The organism is Vibrio pelagius (assembly GCF_024347575.1).
GTDB classification, from domain to species: domain Bacteria; phylum Pseudomonadota; class Gammaproteobacteria; order Enterobacterales; family Vibrionaceae; genus Vibrio; species Vibrio pelagius.
The window spans coordinates 152250-170758 of sequence record NZ_AP025504.1 but is presented as its reverse complement, the minus strand read 5'-3'; the positions used below and the strand labels follow the sequence as shown (position 1 = coordinate 170758).

Here is an 18509-nt window from a genome sequence, read left to right as displayed (position 1 = left end):
ACAAGTTGACGAAACTTCTACTGAGTTAGAATGATAATGGTGAGTCGAACTCGTCAAAGTGAGTTAAATAAAGCCTACTGATTCAGCAGGCTTTAGTTAGTAAATTCAATCAATAACTTAAATATATTCTATTACGCGTGCTAAGTAGTTAAATTCGCCAGAATCACCGTGGTAATTGCGGTAGACGTCGACGCTGAAATATCTAGGTTGCTCTGCTTGAACATGCTCTACAACACGCTGCTCGATGGACTCAAGAGTTTCACCCGTTTGCGAGTAAAAGTGTTTCTTGGTGGTTTTTTGCAGTTGGCGTTGCTTAGCTTCTTTATGAGTTACGTAATTATTCACTTCTACCCACTGACCAATGTAATCAATCTCTATATAGTCCGTATTTTCTTCAATCATAACCAACTCTGATTCTGGCTGAACGTCGGCCAGTTGTTGCATCACGATATCGACTTGGTGCTGATCATTTGAGATCTCGCTTTGCGCCATCACTACGCTGGACGTTGCCATAATAAGTAGCGTTAATGCTGTTTTTTTCATTTTGCAGTCTTCCTAATTAAGGTAATTCGGTTACCCAAGGTGTGCCCTGAGTCGCTTTGTCATAACCATATTTGTATATAGTTCGTAAGTAATTTTGATCAAACATGTCTTTGGTTTGTTTGGCATAACCAAAGTCGTGTTCGATGTAAGTAAATTGCATATCAATATCGTTGATTTCACTGATGTATTTCATTCGATAAAGGTCACCACGTGTCTGTGCAATGGTCAGGCTAGATAAGCTCTTTGCGACCAAATCGAGTCCCTTATCTTCTAGCGAATGGTACGGTGCTTTCAGCACGCCATTTCGAATGACATCTAACTGTGGCGCTTTTTCTAACCCCAGTGCATTCGAGATCTGTTGATAGTCAAAGTTAGACGGATTAAAGAACACCTGTGTTGCGAGACCGCCATCGACATGCAGTTCTTCGAGTCTTTCTCCATCATGTTCAACGTCAATAAATTGAGGCGGGAAAACACCGGGTATCGATGCACTTGCAGCCAAAATCTTATATATGAGATCAGACTTATCTGGCATATCACTGTTCGCAATTGCACCCACATTCCAAATGACTAGCTCACCAGAATCAAAATGAGTGCTGCCAATAAACAAACGCTTCCCACTGCGGTGTCGGTCTGCAATTTGCTCAATCATCGGCTCAGGAAATGCCTCAACGATAAACTCATATAAGTTTTCACCATCGGTAAACGCATCTTTAAAAACCGTGTTCAAAAACTTCTTTTTCCCGAGCAATGAATCGTCACTAATGTTCAACATCACTTCTTTCATCTTCGGAAACGTATCACCGCCAACGAACACAAACGGTGCCATCAATGCTCCCGCGCTGATCCCCGTGACTATGGAGTAGTCTTTCAGTTGACCTGAATCTTCGAGACCTATTAGAACCCCTGCACCGAAGGCTCCATTGGCGCCACCACCTGATAACGCTAAGATATTCAACTGATCACCCGATACAGTAATTGGTGTGGTTTGGTCGATTGGAGAGTATAAGAATTCCGGTTTTTCACTCGCCCAAATACGGAGTGGTTCTTTTTCTGAAGGAGCATCTTCTACAACGACTTCTTTGTAATTATCTTTGTCTACACGCAAATCCAGAGTGTGAGGTGAACTACAGGCAACAATAAGTAATGACAACGCAGCGGTAAGGCTGGAAGAGATCAGACGATTCATGTTTAGGCTCATTTAATGTTCTCTAAATTGGTTTAGAGACTCTGTCTACTAAAAAGATAAATAGAAAACAGAGGGGTTGATAAATAGGGGTAAAGTGAAATCCATCTCTTTGCCGTCATAATATAACTAGGATCCAGCTTGGTTCGTAATCTCGTTTGTAGGACGCTATCCATCGAATAGTCGCCCCGCGATTGCTGCCGGAGTTTTGTGCTTTAGCCTATTTTGACTAGGTTAAAATCATGGGTAGGTTCTACAAATTCATATTGGGCATTGATCGTTTGTAGCTCCCAAGTGCCATAACTCTTGGTCACCTCTAACACACCATAGACCGCATTGTTTGCATGGCGGAATGCAGCCACCGGAGACATTTTCTTCATTAACCCAGCTGTAAACAATCCAGAGATAAGGTCGCCCACCCCTACTGGTTGTTTATCAAATTCGATGTTGGGTCTCTGAACTAAGTAGCATGCTTTGTTGGTTGCAAGGATCATACTGAAAGCGTCGTCCGGCAATGAATGTAGATGTTTGACGAGCACTATCTTAGGACCAAGTTCCAATGCTTTCTTACACGCTGTAACGGCGTCATAGAGAGAGTGGATCTTGGTATCGGTCAATTCACTCAACTCGAATTGATTGGGCACGATGATATCGGCAATAGGCAGTAAATGTTCGCTAATCGCGGTTTTAACGCCATCATCAACAATGCAACCTTTGTCTGGGTCACCCATGACAGGGTCACAAACATAGAGTGCATTGTGATTCTTTTCTTTAACTTGGTTGACCGCTTCAGCAACGGCTTTACATTGGTCTGCACTTCCTAGATAACCTGATAGTATTGCACCGCAGTCTCCTAGAGCATTGATGTTGTCTAGTCCTCTTACTAAATTTCGAATGTCGTCAGAGCCGAATCGTTGCCCCGTCCAACCCTGTTGGTATTGCGTATGATTGGAGAACTGAACGGTGTGGATTGGCCATACTTCGAGGCCCATTCTTTGCATCGGGAAGACGGCAGAACTGTTTCCTGCGTGGCCATAAACCACATGAGATTGAATAGAAATAATGCTTTTCATAAGTCACTCTTAATTGAGAAGTTTGTTAGCTTGGCGACTAAATAAACACAATATCGCGCACTGTGCTTATTTGGTCGGAATAGCCTCGACAACGCCGAGGCTTATTCTTAGTCAGGCTGGATTCATTAGCCTTTGAATTCAGCAAAGTACTCATCCAACACTTTGCGTGTTGCACGACCGATAAGCTCGTATTCATGGTGAGTAAGGTTTGCTAACGAAACTCGAACTGATGCATGCACTACATCGAAGCCTTGGCCTGGAAGTAGGATAACGCCGGTTTCATGTGCAAGGCGGAACAGGAAGTCTTTGCCTTTCTCGCTCGCTTTGAACCATTCAACGAATGCTGGTCCGTACAATTTGCCGCCCAGAGTGTCGAGCTCAAGCAGTGTGTAGTAGTCCACACGATCTTTGTTTTCTTCAATTTCTACACCCATGTTTTTGTACAGAGTTTTGTAACGCTCACGAATGATGCGTTTACATGCTTCTTTGTAGTTTTTCTCTGAGTCCATCAAGCAGTTCAATGAGAACAGCGCCATTTGAACTTGTTGAGGAAGAGACAAACCTGCTGTGTGGTTAAGTGCTACGCTGCGGCTATCTGCAACGATACGGTCAATAAACTTGATCTCACGCGGTTCCGGAGTCAGCGTTTTGTAACGATCGTCCAGCTCAAGTTGACGCGCTTCAGGAAGGCTACGCATTGCATCGTCAAATACGTTGTTGTGTTGAATCGCAATCGAGCCTAGACGCCAGCCTGTTGCACCGAAGTACTTAGAGAACGAGTACACACAAAGCGTGTTGTATGGCAGTTTCGCAAACAGTGAGACAAAGTCGTCCGCAAAAGTGCCGTATACATCGTCAGTCACAATGAATAGGTCGCTACGTTCGTTGTTCACGAAGTTTGATAGGTTATCCAGAGTTTCATCCGAGAACTTCACAGACGCTGGGTTTGCTGGGTTAACAACACAAAGCAGTTTGATGTCTGTATCTGCAAGCTTTTCGATTTCAGACATCGGCAGCTGCCATGTTGTCTCATCCAGACGTAGTTCAACGATTTCCAGTTCGTATTCACTCAGTTCTGGAATCTCTAGGTAAGGCGTAAAGATTGGAGTTATTAGTGCAACCTTGTCACCTTTCTTCAATAGACCGTTGTTGAACATAGTTTGGAACGTGTACGTCATAGACGCTGTACCGCCTTCCGTTGCAAACAGATCGAAGTCTGTTGTCATTGGCATCGGGCCGTACATCTCTTCTGCGATGTACTGTTTCACAACTGTTTCGATGTTCGTCAACATGCGTGGTGGCACTGGGTAGTTACATGCAAGGTATGCGTTAACCAGTTCATTCAAGAACGCTTGCTTCTCTAGACCCAAACGGTCTTTTGCGTAGCTCAGCGACTTTTCCAAGAACTGTACGCCTTGGTCTTGTTTATTCTTGCTTGCAAACGTATCGAAGCGCTCAACAATGCCCACACCATCTGGAATGCCACCGAAACCACCATCTAGGTATGAGTAGGTGCGCTCGGCTTCCAATATTGCGAATTCACCCAAACGAATGAACGCTTTACGTGGTAGTGTCGCTAGAAAATTAGGGTTACCACGACCTGCATCTAATAAAGCGCGGTCAGGAACAGTTTGTGCCACTTCAATAAGTTTATCTTTTAATTCAAATGGGCTTAAATCTGCAAATTTCGAAAAATCAATTGTTGTGTTTTGCGTAGTCATAATATTTACCTGAATCTATTATTTAGTAAAATTTGGATAATACTTCCCCTACCGCCTATTTAATTAGGCGATAAGAGTGTTCGAATTTATTTAAATTACATGCCTGCGTTTAAAGTAATAATGCCGACAATAATTGGACCCCACAGGGTAAGCAGTACATTAGCGACTGCATAAGTCACGGTGAATGAAAATACTGGTGTTGCATTACCTGTTTTTTCCATTAAAGCCGCAAATGCTGGGTTTGCACTTCGTCCACCTGTCACACAGCCTAGTGCTTCAACTGGGTTCTTAATCTTCAATACAAAATATGAGAAGAAGAACGAAATAAACTGAGGAATAATGGTCACAGCCATACCAAGGAACAACAGAGACATACCGTGTTCTTTGATGGTGTCGACCGCTTGAGGCCCAGCTTCAAGGCCAACAATGCCCACAAATGCTGCCAAACCGAAATCTCGAATAAAGTTCGCAGCACCCACAGGAAACTGAGCAACGTGCGGATTGCGGCTACGTAACCAACCCACAATCAAGCCTGAGATCAAACAACCTGCACCAGAACCGATGGTGACGGGAATACCAGCAATCTTAAAGCTGATAAGACCAATCAATAGACCAAGCACCATGCCCATACCAAGCACAATGAAATCCGTCATGGTTGCAGAGCCCATGCGTTGACCGATGTTTTTCTCAACGCGATTGATGTCTTTTGCTGTACCGGTAAGCTGGATGACGTCGTTTTTCTTCACCACAAGATCCGGCGTCATTTCGATAGAGCTGCCTTCACGAATGTAATCCGTCACATAAACGCCGCGCATGGAACCTTGGTTCGAAGCCTCTTTGATCTCTTGCAGTGACTTACCAATCAGTATGTGATTATCAGCGATCAGTTGGCGATTTTCTTCAATAACTTCATAGTCTTCTGGAAGTGCAACCTCGTTGTCAGCCAAACCATCTTGCAGCTGATGTACCGCATTACGACGACCTGTTACAACAATGACATCCCCTTCTTTCAGTGCTGTGAATTTGTCCACTTCTAGCACTTTGCCATCACGTTGAATCAATTCAATACAAGCAGCTAGAGCGTGTTGGTTTAACTGAGCTAAGGTTTTGCCTGCTAACCCACCATCTTTACTCACTTTAAATGCTCGTGTAACCAGCGCGGTTACTGCGTTGAATTCACCCGGCGCAAGATCGCGCTTACCGTTTGAGTTTTTCTCTTCTAGAGCAATCGCTTCTGCTCGGATATCCCACTTCATCAGTGTTGGGAATACCCAGGTCACCATCAGAATTGGACCAAGCGAACCAAAGATGTACGTAACTGCGTAGCCTACTGCGACGTTGGTCTGCATTAGGTGCTTGGCTTCTTCCGTCACGCCACCAAGACGTGCGATCGCATCACCCGCTGTACCGATGATTGCCGATTGAGTCAAACCACCAGCTGCAAGACCTGCGGCCGTACCTCTGTCTAGATCAAACATCCAAGCTGCTGCTAACACACAAAGCAGACCTGAAACCGTCATAACCACGGCAGAAAGTAGAATGTTGATGGTTCTAAAGTTCAATGCTTTGAAGAACTGCGCACCACCTTGATAGCCTACTGCGTAAATAAAGAGCGCAAAGAAAATGCTTTTTACGCCGGGATCAATATGAACACCAAATTGCCCAATAATTACACCCATTAATAATGTTCCGGCAACACCGCCAAGAACAAATCGACCAATGGTAATTTTACCTACCATATAACCGAGAGAGAGCGTAATAAAGAGAGCAACAAATGGTGCCATGTCAAAAAGTTTAGAAATAATTTCCATGACAATTTTACTCTTACTAACAAATATAAAAATAAAATAACCCAATGATGACTAAATAATAATATCTACTGAATTATTCAAAATAAATAAAGCATCTCTTTGCTTCGAATCGAATATTAAGAACAAAACGTTTTATTATGTAATCTCATTTGATGGATCAAATCATCACTTTGACTGTTTGGATAAGGTTTAGAGCGATGCTCATACTCAAAGTCATTGTTTTCATGGAATTTTATTTAAAACAAAAAAATTCGTTATTTCGAAATAAATTTAAAATAAGAGTGTATCTCCGGGTCTTTAATCGACCTTTCACCCATAGAGCGGCCAACTGCTCACATAGAAGTCGCGCTACAGTCACCGAGCAAAGCAAGCTTTTTGATGGGTCTCGTCCTCTATACGCGATTATCACAATAAACGTAACTCGATTATTGTTGCATTCATCAAACAGATAGAGAAAAAGAACCATGAGCACAATGCCACATGAACTTGTGTGGGGCGAAGTCTACTTCCCGCCACTGTTATTAGTTATCGCACTGGCTTATATATTGACAATCTTAACAGGGTCAATCGCAACCAGGTTTGGGCTTCATAAGTACGTCGCCTTTCCTGCAATAGCCGAACTTAGCTTGATCGTGATCTTTACTGGCATTATTGGCCAATTTATTACCATTTTTTGAGGCATTTACCGTGATCAAACGTTATCTCATTACCCTTTTATTGTTATCCGCAGCCGGAACCGTGATCTTTAGCTACTACCAGTCATACTCCAGTAACCCGTGGACCAGAGACGGGCAAGTTAGCGCTTATATCGTTTCGATAACGCCTCGCGTAACAGGTCAAGTCATAGAAATGCATGTCGAAGACAATTCGAAAGTGAAAAAGGGCGACCTTCTTTTTGAAATAGACCCAAGTATTTACAAGGCAACCTACAGAAAGGCTCTTGCAACTGAAAAGCAAGCACTTGCCCTACTTGCTAAAGCAAAGAACGAAGAACAGCGTGCATTGAACTTAGAGAAACGAACTCCGGGTGCGGTACCCGTTCTTACTTTAAATAACTTAAGTAATGCGGTAGAGACTAGCGCTGCAAATGTTGAGCTGGCAAAAGCGAACGTCGAAGAAGCGCATCTGAATCTTGAGTACACCAAAGTATATGCACCTACCAATGGTTATATTACCAACCTAAACCTACGCGTGGGTTCTCAAGTCGTCGCAAACTCTCCAGTCGTTGCATTGATTGATGAAGATAGCTTTTGGATTGAAGGTTATTTCAAGGAGACTGACCTTGTTGGTGTAGATCCTCAAGACAAAGCCTACGTAACCCTCATGATGCATAACAACGTTGAACTAGAGGGTCACATTAAGAGTGTTGGCTTTGGTATCGCGAAACAAGACGGCAGCACAGGCAATGATCTATTGCCAAACGTTAATCCAAACTTTCAATGGATACGTCTAGCTCAACGTATCCCTATCAAAGTCAAATTAGACAATATACCTGACGGCGTACAGCTTCGTGTTGGTATGACTGCATCGATTAAAATCATCAAAAATAGTTAGGTAACTTTTATGCTTACTGCATCGACTAAAGAAGCGATTAAAGTCGCACTCTCTATCGTTATCGCGATTTGCTTAGCGTTGTGGTTTGGATGGGAAAAACCATATTGGGCAGCGATAGCGGTGGCAGTGATGGCGTTGAACGAGAGTTTCGCTCATTCAATAAACAAAGGTCATAACCGGTTGATGGGAACCCTGTTAGGAACAGGTTATGCCTTTTTCCTTATCGCTATGTTTTCTCAAGACCGTTTCTTGTTTTTGACATTCTTCACTCTATTTCTTGGGGTGTGCATCTTTATGTCGAGCGATGATAAGTACGGCTATGTCTTTTCAATTGGTTTTGCTGTCTGTTCCATTGTCGCTTGCATGGGCGGATTTGATAGCCAAGCCACCTTTCACTTCGCTGTACTTCGGCTTCAAGAAACACTACTGGGCGTTATAGTATTTTCTGTTGTGTTTCGCATCGTGTGGCCCGTAAATACGGAGCTCAACTTTGTCCAACGCTTTGAAACTAGCAGACAAACTTTGTTAGACGCGATGGATCAAACCGATGAAATAGACATTGCTTCTCTTGAAAGTAACACCACCAATATTGATAAACTGTATCAACTTCTGGATCTGCCGCTGACAGGAAGTTACCACCTCAAAGAGAACATCCAAACATGGCGTTTGCGTGTCAGTGAAATGGCACACATCCAGGATGCACTACTCAAAAAAAGTCACAGTGAATCTACTTTAGATATTCAATGGGAGGTTATTGCTCATAACTTGAAGACGTTCGATGTATTGACACCTGGTCAATCCCTTGTTGATGGAGAACTCGCTGTTATGGGCGATAATAGAGACGTGTCGTGGCATCACGCTCACCGCACATTTGTTGAACATTTGAATGAAGATGGGCGCAAAGTACTTCAAGGTATATCAATGTTTATTACGTCGCTATTAATTTGGATTTATCTTCCTATGCCGGGAGGATTCATATTCCCAATGATAGCTGGTGTATTCTCTGCCATGCTCCCTACCATGCCACCAACTGTTATTAAGGATGCCTTTTATGGCGTGTTGGGCACGGGAACGGTGATCCTGTTGCAGTACATTTTCGTGATGCCACTGTTAACAGAGCTATGGGAGCTTGGTCTATTCTACTTCATTAACATTGTTGTGATATGGCAAGTATTCGCTTCACCTAAGCTCATGATACATCGAATTTTGGGCATCAACTTGTTGGTTGTTCTTACATCTGGAGCACTCAATCTTACTCCGGTATACAGAATAGAAACACCACTGTTAATGCTGGTAAATATTATGCTCATTTTAATGATAGCGAAACTGTTTACTGATCTATTCCGAGTCAAGGTGACCGCTTAGTACTAAATCGACCAAATCAGTCACAACCAATCGGCCTGCCAAGTATTTTAACTTTGCAGGCCATTTTTACATCTGATTAAAAATTATTATAAATCAGATATTTAATATTACTATTCACCAAGTGAGGATAGCGTCCATCAAATGCGATTAACGCTATCCCTCACCTCCTCTTAAAATCCTCTCATTGATTGACGCAATGCATTCTTATTTGTGGCATTCACACAAGCAATCCCAACGGATAAATACATAACAACTGAACAAGATGTTCAGTATTACTTTAACTGTTTGAGTCTCGAAGGTTTGAGGCTACTCAGCGTGGAAACCGTCATGAGTTTTTTTAAAATACACACCAACTGTAAGACCCATACTCTTTCTGTGTTAGCGAGCGCCCTACTACTAACCACTCCAACTTTTGTCTCTGCAGAAGCAACACAGACTTACAGTGAAGTCGTGGAAAAAGGTCGAGCAGTGTTTGACAAATATGGCATCAGTCATGATTTACCAAAACTAGCCATTAGCTCATTGGTACAGGGCGAACATCTCGTTGAACACGCACACCGTACTTATCAAGTCGGTGACGAAATTCGTGACTCAAGCGTCTACCTCGTTAAGAACACCGACAACAAAGGCAACATTGATCTGCGTATTAAATACAACCCAGAAGAGCTAGACGCTAACGAAAAGTTGATCGACGAAATAGAAACGTTCACACGTACCGAGTATCGCTTACGTGACTATGCTGAAAGCTTTGACTCGTCTTCAGTTCGTGCGAAAGAAATCGGTGATCATACAGTTATTATCAGCTTCGATTATTCAAAGTATGGACTGCCTCAAGACATCGCCTATTTCCGTTTTTTGCATGTCGAAATTACGGTAGTTGATGGTGAGCCAAAACAGATGCTAATTCGCAACAAAAAGCCGTTTAAACACCATACATACAATGTAGATAGCTATAAGCAAGAGATTAAATTTCAAACTTTACCCTATGGCAAGTTAGTTATCGCAAGCAAAACAACTGAAGTGGTTGGTCAAACCAAGAACAAGCCAATGAAAATGACCAGCTTAGTTGAACCTGTTGCACTATACGAAGATAACAACGGTGTACAAATTCTTGATGAAGAAAGATTACAGGAAGTATCTGACCCAAGAATGCAAGAGGAGAGCGTAAAACTCGATCGAATCTTTCCGTTAATGGGTGACATGGTACGACGCCAAGGCATCGATTTACCACTTCCTTTTGGTATCTCTGTTGCTTATCGAGACCAAAATATGGATATACCGATGACAGATTACGTAATTGGTGGTGTTCGATTAAATGACCTATTTGACCCTGAAGACAGCGTTGCAACGGTCAATGCAGAAAGCCTTTCGATACGTGGTGATGTCAATATTTTGCCATTTTGGAATGTGTTCGGATACGTAGGAAAGGTAAACGTTGATGCCAATATTGATGCTGGTTATACCGGCGCTGCAGGCGAATACCTCAAGGATAAACTTAACGACAAGCTACCAGGGCTAGGCGACAAACTATGTGAAGGTGTATCTGCATTGTGTGAACGTGGTCGTTTAAATGTTCCATTGCACCTTGAATATGACTTGCGTGGAGTAGGTACAACACTATCTGTAGGTTACAAAGAGTTTTTTGCTTCAGTTACCGGCACTTACTCACAAACACGCCTAAAAGGGTTGACTGAGTGGGGAGATGGCATTGTGACAGTGCAACCGATGTTAGGTTACCAATTGGTTGATTATCGAGCTCAGTTTTTCGTCGGGGCGGAGTATCAAGGCTTAGATTCACGTATGCAGGGCACCGTAAAAACTGGCGATATTGAGTTTGACTATGACGTCGGTGTCGCTCTCAATCAATGGGCTTACCTAGTTGGCTTCAACAAGCAAATCGGCAAAAACTATAACTTAAGCGTACTGTATAACAAAGGTGAAACCCGTGACGCGCTGACGTTAAACCTCGGCTATCGCTTCTAATGCCGAACAAGGATTAGAGTGGTCTCGGCTGCTCTTGTAGGATGGGGTCCTACTTATAGGATTCCATTCATTACAATAATGTCTTTAATATAAATCCCATCACAAAATTACATATCTCCAAGCTCGACAACGGTCAATTATAGCGCACGGAATTGCTGGTTTGGTAACAACAAGAACTGTGGACATGACAATGAAACTCAACAAACGATCAATTTTATCCGTAACGGTCTCAATGCTACTGGCGGCTTGTGGCAGTGATACTGAGCCTAGCATTCCTATGCCAGACAAACCAGAGCCATTAGTGCCAGCCCCTGCTGTACCTTTTGTAACTCAAATCGGTGAGGTTACGGCTAAAGCGACCAAAGAAGAATTGGTTGTGACTTCAAATGAAGCGGCTGACAAGCTTGCAACTGTTGAATCTTTCAAAGGGATTCAATATGCCGAAGCTGAGCGCTTTAAGCACAGTGAAGTGGTAAACCTTGTCGGAGATGAATTGGATGCCACTCAGTTTGGGTATGCATGTCCGCAACTAAAAGCCACTGCGCAAGAGCAGTCTGAAGACTGTTTAAATCTGAATATTTGGCGCCCTGCAAATACAGATAGTGATGCTGCGCTTCCTGTCTATGTGTTTATCCACGGTGGCGACTTTGAATACGGTTCAGGTTCTGAAGCACTTGTGCACGGCGATACCGTAGTTGCACAAGAAAGCGACGACGGTAAGCCTTTCATCTATGTGAGTTTTAACTACCGTCTTGGTCAGCTAGGGACTCAATGGATAGAAGGTGCAAATGAAGATGGTAACTATGGTCTAGGCGACCAAAAGCGTGCCTTGGCATGGATACACAATAACATTGCCGACTTCGGTGGCGATGCTCAAAACGTAACCGTCATGGGTCAAGGCTCAGGTGCTATGTCTATTGGTTTCTTGCAGCAAGATGACGATATTGCAGGTCAATATTTCCAACGAGCCATCATGCAAAGTAATCCATATGGCTTTGAATATCCTAGTTATAAAGTTGCAAAAGATCGCAGTAAAGAGTTTACAGCAGACACCTCGATCGACGAAATTATGGCATCACAAAAAACTACTTTGAATGGTATTGAACAGCTAAAAAATTGGTTGTTAGGCTCTTTGCAAATCCCTGTTCTAAGCCCAACAGCAGATGAGACTCCAATGTCAAACCTGATGCCTTTTGCTCCATATATATTATGTGAAAAAACGTTTCTTGGTAGCTGTAGCGAATCGGCAGAATCACCCATTCAAACAGGCTTCTCTGTACCAACAGTGCTTGGTGGAAATGCACATGAAGCAAACAGCTTTGGTATGATCTTTAACGCTACGTTCGTTATTCCGACAGTCATCGAGTTGTTAACAAATGATGAGCCTGAACTACTTACTAATGAAGATCCAGCAAAGCTAGCTCTAGCCATGATTAACTGGCTAGAAGATGAAAACAACATTTCTCTTCTGCAACAAAAACTGTCTGAGCGCGCAAGTGATGAAGTTTCAGCGGAAATTACATTGCCTACTAGTGCTTACAGCGCAGTAACCGGGTTATTTTATGGTGCCAAAATAGAAGGTGATCTAGGTGAAATGACCAAGTGCATCGATCTCAGTGACATTGCAGGCACCGTAGGTTGCTTGGTCGACATTGTTGATGTAACTAGCCACCAACAAACCCAAGATATCCTAGCTCTGACTGATTTCTACCCTAACTCTGAATCCAGCTTAGGTGGTGCTCTTGACAACATGAAGCAATTTAAAACCTTGCTCAACGACACCTTATTCCATGGCCCGGCTCGTTATTTGGCAGCAAACAGCGAAGTAGAAGCCACGCTATACCACTTTGAGCACAAACCAAGCTTTAACATGTGGAACTATAAAACCGCTCTAAATGAAGAAACGGGCGAATACGATCAACTGTCAATCATTGATCTATTCAAAACGATTGGTTGTATCAGCGGTGCATGTAATGGCTCAGAACTGCCATTTATGTTCAACAAAGCGGTACGTTTTGATGGAAGTGAAGTAAGACCATCAAGCAAGGAAAAAGCACTAATGAACGAAATGTCGCGTCTTTGGTTCAGCGATGAATTGTTCCAAAACTACCAGTACAACGATACCGACAATGTACTCGCCATAGATGGTGCAGGATTCAGCGAAAACAGTACTACTTTCGACTGGGACTATGTCACAAATCCTGGTGTTGACCCTAAGCTTCGTAACGGCCGACTAACTGGTTTAACAGAGCAAGGTCTTATGCCTTGGAACTGGTATCTAAACTAAACATCGTCAGTAATCCTATTTCTTTAACGGCCAGCTCGCTGGCCGCTTTTTTATCCAAATTTTACATCCAAACACAGGTTAGTTTATGACTCTCAGCAAACTAAAATCAGCGTGCACATTGATGTTAATAGCTTTTGTCACAGGCTGCGCGCAACCTTACCCTGAAGTTGAACCTGACTTCGAAGCAAATTGGCAAAGCATAGAACACCAAGCTGAGGTGTACTTGATTCCAACGGCACCAGAAGCTTTCGCTCGTCGTATCGAGCTCGTTCGCCAAGCACAACACTCAATTGATATGACTTATTTCTCTTGGGAACGCGACACACTTGGTTTGATGCTTCTCAACGAACTAAAACAAGCGGCAGATCGTGGGGTTCACGTTCGACTGACATTAGATGACCTACTGGTTTTTAATGATAAATGGCTAGCGGAATTAGACTCACACGCTCACATTGAAATTCGATTATTCAACCCTTTTGATTCGCGTAAAGCGGGTTGGATTGGTCGCGCGTTCAACTTCTCGACTCACCAAAAACAGCTGGATAATCGGCTTCACGAGAAGTACTTCAATGTTGATCATCACTCGATGATTCTAGGCGGAAGAAATATCGGCAATGACTACTTCGGTTATAGCGAGACCGCCAATTTCTTTGATATGGACGTTCTGTTTCGAGGTGACGTAATCGCGTCTTTCGACCGCAATTACCAAACACTCTGGAACAGCTCATATGTCGTACCGATCCAAGAGCGAATTAAAGTCAAAGAGAAAGATCAGTACAAAGCGTTTAGTAAAGCGATTGATAAAGGGGAAAAAAACAAGCAAACCATCACTTTCGATATTGAGCGACAGATAGATCTCCTAAGCGAGCCAAAATTCGTGAAAGCGTCGGTGACCCCACTCTTTGATTCATTAGAGAAGCTCAATGACAACAAGCCCTACTTTCGTCAACGTACCGAGCACTTAATCAAGCAAAAAGTACCGGAGCCAACGAAGGCTGTGATTTCGACACCCTATATGGTGCCAAGTGATGATCGATTTGTGTTTATCGATGGACTCAAAGAGCTTGGAGCAGCAGTCACCGTATTGACCAACTCATCGGCTTCCAATGATTCAGGCTTTGTTCCTGCGTATTACGAAAAACACCGTGAGACTTTACTCGATAAAGGGATCAATATCTACGAGTATAAAAACCAAGCTATCAACGATGACCACTACTTTCATGTTGATACCTACTACCATAATAAAACCGTCATTTTAGATGACCGTGTGACCTATATCGGCTCCTCTAACTTCGACCCAAGATCAGACTTTCTAAACGTCGAGTTTGGTGTATTGGTCGAAAGTGAAGAGTTTGCAAAGCAAGTGACTCACTACTTAACGCGTAAGGAAGAGGCATTGTTCTGGGTAGTCTCACGCGATCAATTAGGTAATACGCACTGGACATCAGGGGAGCAAACACATAAAAAGAACCCCAACTACAGCTCATGGAACGCACTACCGGATTGGCTATTTAGAAAAATGAATGGCGAGTTCGAACTCTAGGTCCAGTCAGTAAGAGTAGAACCAGAAACGTAGCAAACTATTGTGTCCGATTCGATTTAAGTCATCACAGATACAAATGCAAAAAAAGCCGCAATTCGCGGCTTTCCATGTTTCAAACAGACCTAACAACTTTTATGAGCATTTGGTTTGGTTTCGTGAACTAGGCCCTCCCTTCGCGAGACCTTGAAGAGAACACAAACATCAGAATTGAGTACCTAATGAGAAGTGAACACGAAATTCATCCCCTTCAGGCGCATCTAATCCATAAGCAAAGTCGAGTTTTATAGGCACAATCTGTGAATTCCAGATAAGGCTAAGGCCTGTTCCACGCTTCCAATCCGCTTTGTCATCGAACGCATCGCCCACATCGATAAACGCGCCTAACCAAACTGAACGATAAACCTGATGTTGGTACTCGAGCCCAGCGGTTAGCATATAACGCGCCCCTGTTAATTCACCGTTGTCATCTTTGGGAGAGATCGACTCATAACCGTAACCTCTCAAGCTTCCATCACCACCGGCAAAATAACGCAGTGAGGATGGGACATCCGACAACGATTTAGCTATGTTAATGCCGACATTTGATCGAAAATGGAGCTTTTGACTTTCACTAATATCCCACGAAAGCACACTGTTTCCTTCCAACCGCAACAGCCTTGAGTCAGACAAGAGGTGAGAGTCAGAATACTCAAGGGAATAGAGGTGTCGATGATTTAGCTCTAATTGATCATTCTTACGATCAACCTGAGAAAAGCTAATCCCAGGCAAGAGCAATTGTGATCGATCTTGCTCAGATGCCTGTCGGTATTCTTCATGCAAATATTTGACATAAACGGTACTTTGCCAATCACTGTCTAATTGCCAATAGCGTTCAAACTTTAGATCGTTTGAAAAACTCTCTGTGTCTCGATGATCAATACGTTTCGATTCAAACTGAACTCCAAAATAATCGGTCGTGACTTTTTCTGTTGGGATTTTATAACCAAGCCGCAGTGATTGCTCTTGCTCAGACAGATATGTCTGAGTTTCGAAGCTGTGTCCTTTCCGGTTGTACCAAGGCTTTGACCAACTGAGTGAGGCTCTTAAGCCAACGTCAGTAGAGTAACCACCACCCACCTGTACAATATCGCGAGAGCTTGGCTCAGCAATGATTTCAATTGGTACTTCTAAATTATCGTCGGTATGGGTAAAGTCTCCATGAACAACGACACTGCGAAACCACCGAGTTTCAGACAAATCAGACTGCAATTCTCCCAATTTATTAGTATCAAAGTCATCCCCTCGCCTGAATGTTGGAATTTTCTCGATACGGGCAGGTTCAACCCCGTCATCAGGAATACTGATAGCGCCAAACTTATAACGCTTTCCGCTTGAAAAATGCAGGTGAATGTTGGCGATATTCTCGCTAGGAATCACTTCTACTTTAGCTTCAAGAAATTTTCCATCGAAATACCCTTTCCGCTTTGCCAACGAGAGGATCGCCTGTTTAGTCTGGTCGTATTCTTGGTGAGATAATGGTGAGCCAACCTTTAACTCGCTTTGTTCAAGTATTTTAATGAACTCTTCATCATGGCTCGCCTCGCCAGTAATTTTGATAACCGACTCTGCAATGTACATCACAGGACCGGGATCGACACTCAAAGTCATTTTGTCATGACCATTAAGCTCAATATCTAATTGCGGGTGGTAGTAACCATAAGGGTTTATTGCGTCTTGAATCCGTTTCGATAGCTTAGTACGAGACAATTGAGATACAGGAAAATCAGTCAAAGGCTCTAAGTGTAACGCCACATTTTCGGTGAGAGTCTTATTGAGTCCTTTGACATCAAATTCTGCGCCAGTCGCAAAAGGTTGAGTAACTGTAAACAGTGAAGCTGTCAGTATGACTTGTTTGATAGAAGTATTCACGCCGTTACCCAGTGACTAAAACTTAAATAGCTTATGAGCAAAGCCGAAAATCGTTTAATCACTTATGGAGGACGCTGTCCTACTTATTTACTGGATTTTCTGTACATCTACAGACTCACCACTGGACTGAAGACATAAAAAAGGCGCCATCAAGCGCCTTTATAGTATCAATTGTATATCAGTTATTTTTCAGCCACACATCTTGTCTTTGTGCCGCTTTTTTCTTTTTCTTCTTACCCGTACCAGCTGGTGGCGCAACGGGTTTAAGCGCTGCAATCAGTTCTGCAACAGCTTCCGCATCCACTTCAAAACCTTCAACTTGTTCACGCTCAAGTCGAATCTTGTTTTTCTTCTCGATGATCTTGAAGTGGTGGTAATCTTCATGGTCGATCAAAGAAAGAGCCAAGCCCACCTCTCCCGCACGTCCGCTTCGACCTATACGGTGCATGTAGTCTGATGGGCTGCGCGGCAGGTCAAAGTTAATAACGACTGGCAGCTTTTCGATATCCAGACCTCGAGCCGCAATATCCGTTGCGATAAGGACGTCGATGTCACCCAACTTGAAATCTTCTAAGATACGCGTACGTGAGCCCTGACCTTTGTCACCGTGGAATACTTCCGCGATAATGCCACGCTTGTAAAGCTTATCCGCTAAATGTTCACAGCTGTTCTTTGCATTCACAAAAATCAGGGCTTGTCGCCATTGGTGCTCTTTAATGAGATGCGCCAATAGTGCTGTTTTGCGTCCCTTCTCTACTTCGAATACACGTTGAACAAGCGTACTTGCATTTGCGCTTTGCAATTGAACCTCAAGTGGATCGTTGAGTAGCTCTTCCGTTAACGCTTGTACTTGCTCTGGGAAAGTTGCAGAGAACAAGAGAGTCTGTTTTTTAGCAGGTAACAACTTACGAATAGCGTCTAGCTCTTCAGTAAAGCCAAGGCTCAACATTCGGTCAGCTTCATCGAGGATCAACGTTTTTACGCGATCTAGCTTAACTGCATTACTAGAAACCAAATCGAGTAATCGACCCGGTGTTGCGACAAGAATGTCAGCACCACCACGTAAAGCTTGCATCTGACGATTTACTGATACACCACCAAATACACACACCGTTTTAATCGCACCATTAAAATGTACAGCGTATGACTTAACGCTGTCTGACACTTGCCTTGCCAATTCACGGGTTGGAACCAAGATAAGTCCCGAAACATGGTTTCCTTTACTACGGCTTACCGGGCTTTCATGGTAAACCTGTTGTAGTAGCGGCAAAGCAAAGGCTGCGGTTTTACCAGAACCCGTATTTGCCCCAGCAATAAGGTCACGGCCATGTAACACACTCGGAATAACTTGTGCTTGAATAGGGGTTGGTTGTTGGTACTCAAGCTCAGTTAAGCGAGAAACAAGTGGCGAGATTAAACCAAGCTCTGAGAAGTTGGTTGCTGTTGTGGTATCAGTCATTAATGGAAGAGACTCAATAATAAAATAGAGCGCGCTATACTAGCGCATTTATATCTCTTTCCGTAGTGATTTCCTT

The 18509-nt window shown here is 43.2% G+C and carries 13 protein-coding genes; 6 read left to right on the top strand and 7 right to left on the bottom strand.

The features are described from left to right. Positions 1 to 117: 117 nt before the first annotated feature. The 5 genes from vsple_RS15000 to aspT all read right to left on the bottom strand — a co-directional run bounded on the left by vsple_RS15000 (position 118) and on the right by aspT (position 6334). Positions 118 to 543, bottom strand: coding sequence for a hypothetical protein (locus vsple_RS15000; protein WP_261883691.1), 426 nt, complete (start codon positions 541 to 543; stop codon positions 118 to 120). Positions 544 to 559: 16 nt separating this feature from the next. After that, positions 560 to 1732: a patatin-like phospholipase family protein gene (locus vsple_RS14995; RefSeq protein ID WP_261883690.1), complete on the bottom strand. Its 1173-nt coding sequence runs from the start codon at positions 1730 to 1732 to the stop codon at positions 560 to 562. 212 nt (positions 1733 to 1944) lie between these two features. Beyond that, positions 1945 to 2802, bottom strand: a complete 858-nt coding sequence (gene pdxY / locus vsple_RS14990; RefSeq protein WP_261883689.1) for a pyridoxal kinase PdxY — start codon at positions 2800 to 2802, stop codon at positions 1945 to 1947. A 125-nt stretch (positions 2803 to 2927) separates the two neighbouring features. Then, positions 2928 to 4523, bottom strand: coding sequence for a bifunctional aspartate transaminase/aspartate 4-decarboxylase (locus tag vsple_RS14985; protein ID WP_261883688.1), 1596 nt, complete (start codon positions 4521 to 4523; stop codon positions 2928 to 2930). A 95-nt stretch (positions 4524 to 4618) separates the two neighbouring features. Then, positions 4619 to 6334: an aspartate-alanine antiporter gene (gene aspT / locus vsple_RS14980; RefSeq protein WP_261883687.1), complete on the bottom strand. Its 1716-nt coding sequence runs from the start codon at positions 6332 to 6334 to the stop codon at positions 4619 to 4621. 464 nt (positions 6335 to 6798) lie between these two features. Here aspT and vsple_RS14975 point away from each other — a divergent pair, with 464 nt between their 5' ends. The 6 genes from vsple_RS14975 (at position 6799) to vsple_RS14950 (ending at position 15066) form a co-directional block, all read left to right on the top strand. Beyond that, on the top strand, positions 6799 to 7011 hold the full coding sequence (locus tag vsple_RS14975; protein ID WP_255231856.1) for a DUF1656 domain-containing protein: 213 nt from the start codon (positions 6799 to 6801) through the stop codon (positions 7009 to 7011). A gap of 10 nt (positions 7012 to 7021) precedes the next feature. Next, positions 7022 to 7888, top strand: coding sequence for an HlyD family secretion protein (locus vsple_RS14970; RefSeq protein WP_261883686.1), 867 nt, complete (start codon positions 7022 to 7024; stop codon positions 7886 to 7888). A gap of 9 nt (positions 7889 to 7897) precedes the next feature. Next, complete coding sequence (locus vsple_RS14965) at positions 7898 to 9253, top strand: FUSC family protein (RefSeq protein WP_261883685.1); 1356 nt, start codon at positions 7898 to 7900, stop codon at positions 9251 to 9253. 327 nt (positions 9254 to 9580) lie between these two features. Continuing rightward, the gene (locus tag vsple_RS14960) at positions 9581 to 11236 is read left to right on the top strand and encodes a hypothetical protein (RefSeq protein ID WP_261883684.1); all 1656 of its coding nucleotides are present in this window, start codon (positions 9581 to 9583) and stop codon (positions 11234 to 11236) included. A 190-nt stretch (positions 11237 to 11426) separates the two neighbouring features. Beyond that, positions 11427 to 13523, top strand: a complete 2097-nt coding sequence (locus tag vsple_RS14955) for a carboxylesterase family protein (protein WP_261883683.1) — start codon at positions 11427 to 11429, stop codon at positions 13521 to 13523. Positions 13524 to 13608: 85 nt separating this feature from the next. After that, the gene (locus vsple_RS14950; RefSeq protein WP_261883682.1) at positions 13609 to 15066 is read left to right on the top strand and encodes a phospholipase D family protein; all 1458 of its coding nucleotides are present in this window, start codon (positions 13609 to 13611) and stop codon (positions 15064 to 15066) included. 201 nt (positions 15067 to 15267) lie between these two features. On the opposite strand, the gene vsple_RS14945 is transcribed toward vsple_RS14950, so the two are convergent. After that, positions 15268 to 16986 (bottom strand): autotransporter assembly complex protein TamA, encoded by a 1719-nt coding sequence (locus vsple_RS14945; RefSeq protein WP_261884036.1) that lies wholly within the window; start codon positions 16984 to 16986, stop codon positions 15268 to 15270. 166 nt (positions 16987 to 17152) lie between these two features. Further along, positions 17153 to 18433, bottom strand: coding sequence for a DEAD/DEAH box helicase (locus vsple_RS14940; protein ID WP_261883681.1), 1281 nt, complete (start codon positions 18431 to 18433; stop codon positions 17153 to 17155). Positions 18434 to 18509 lie beyond the last annotated feature (76 nt).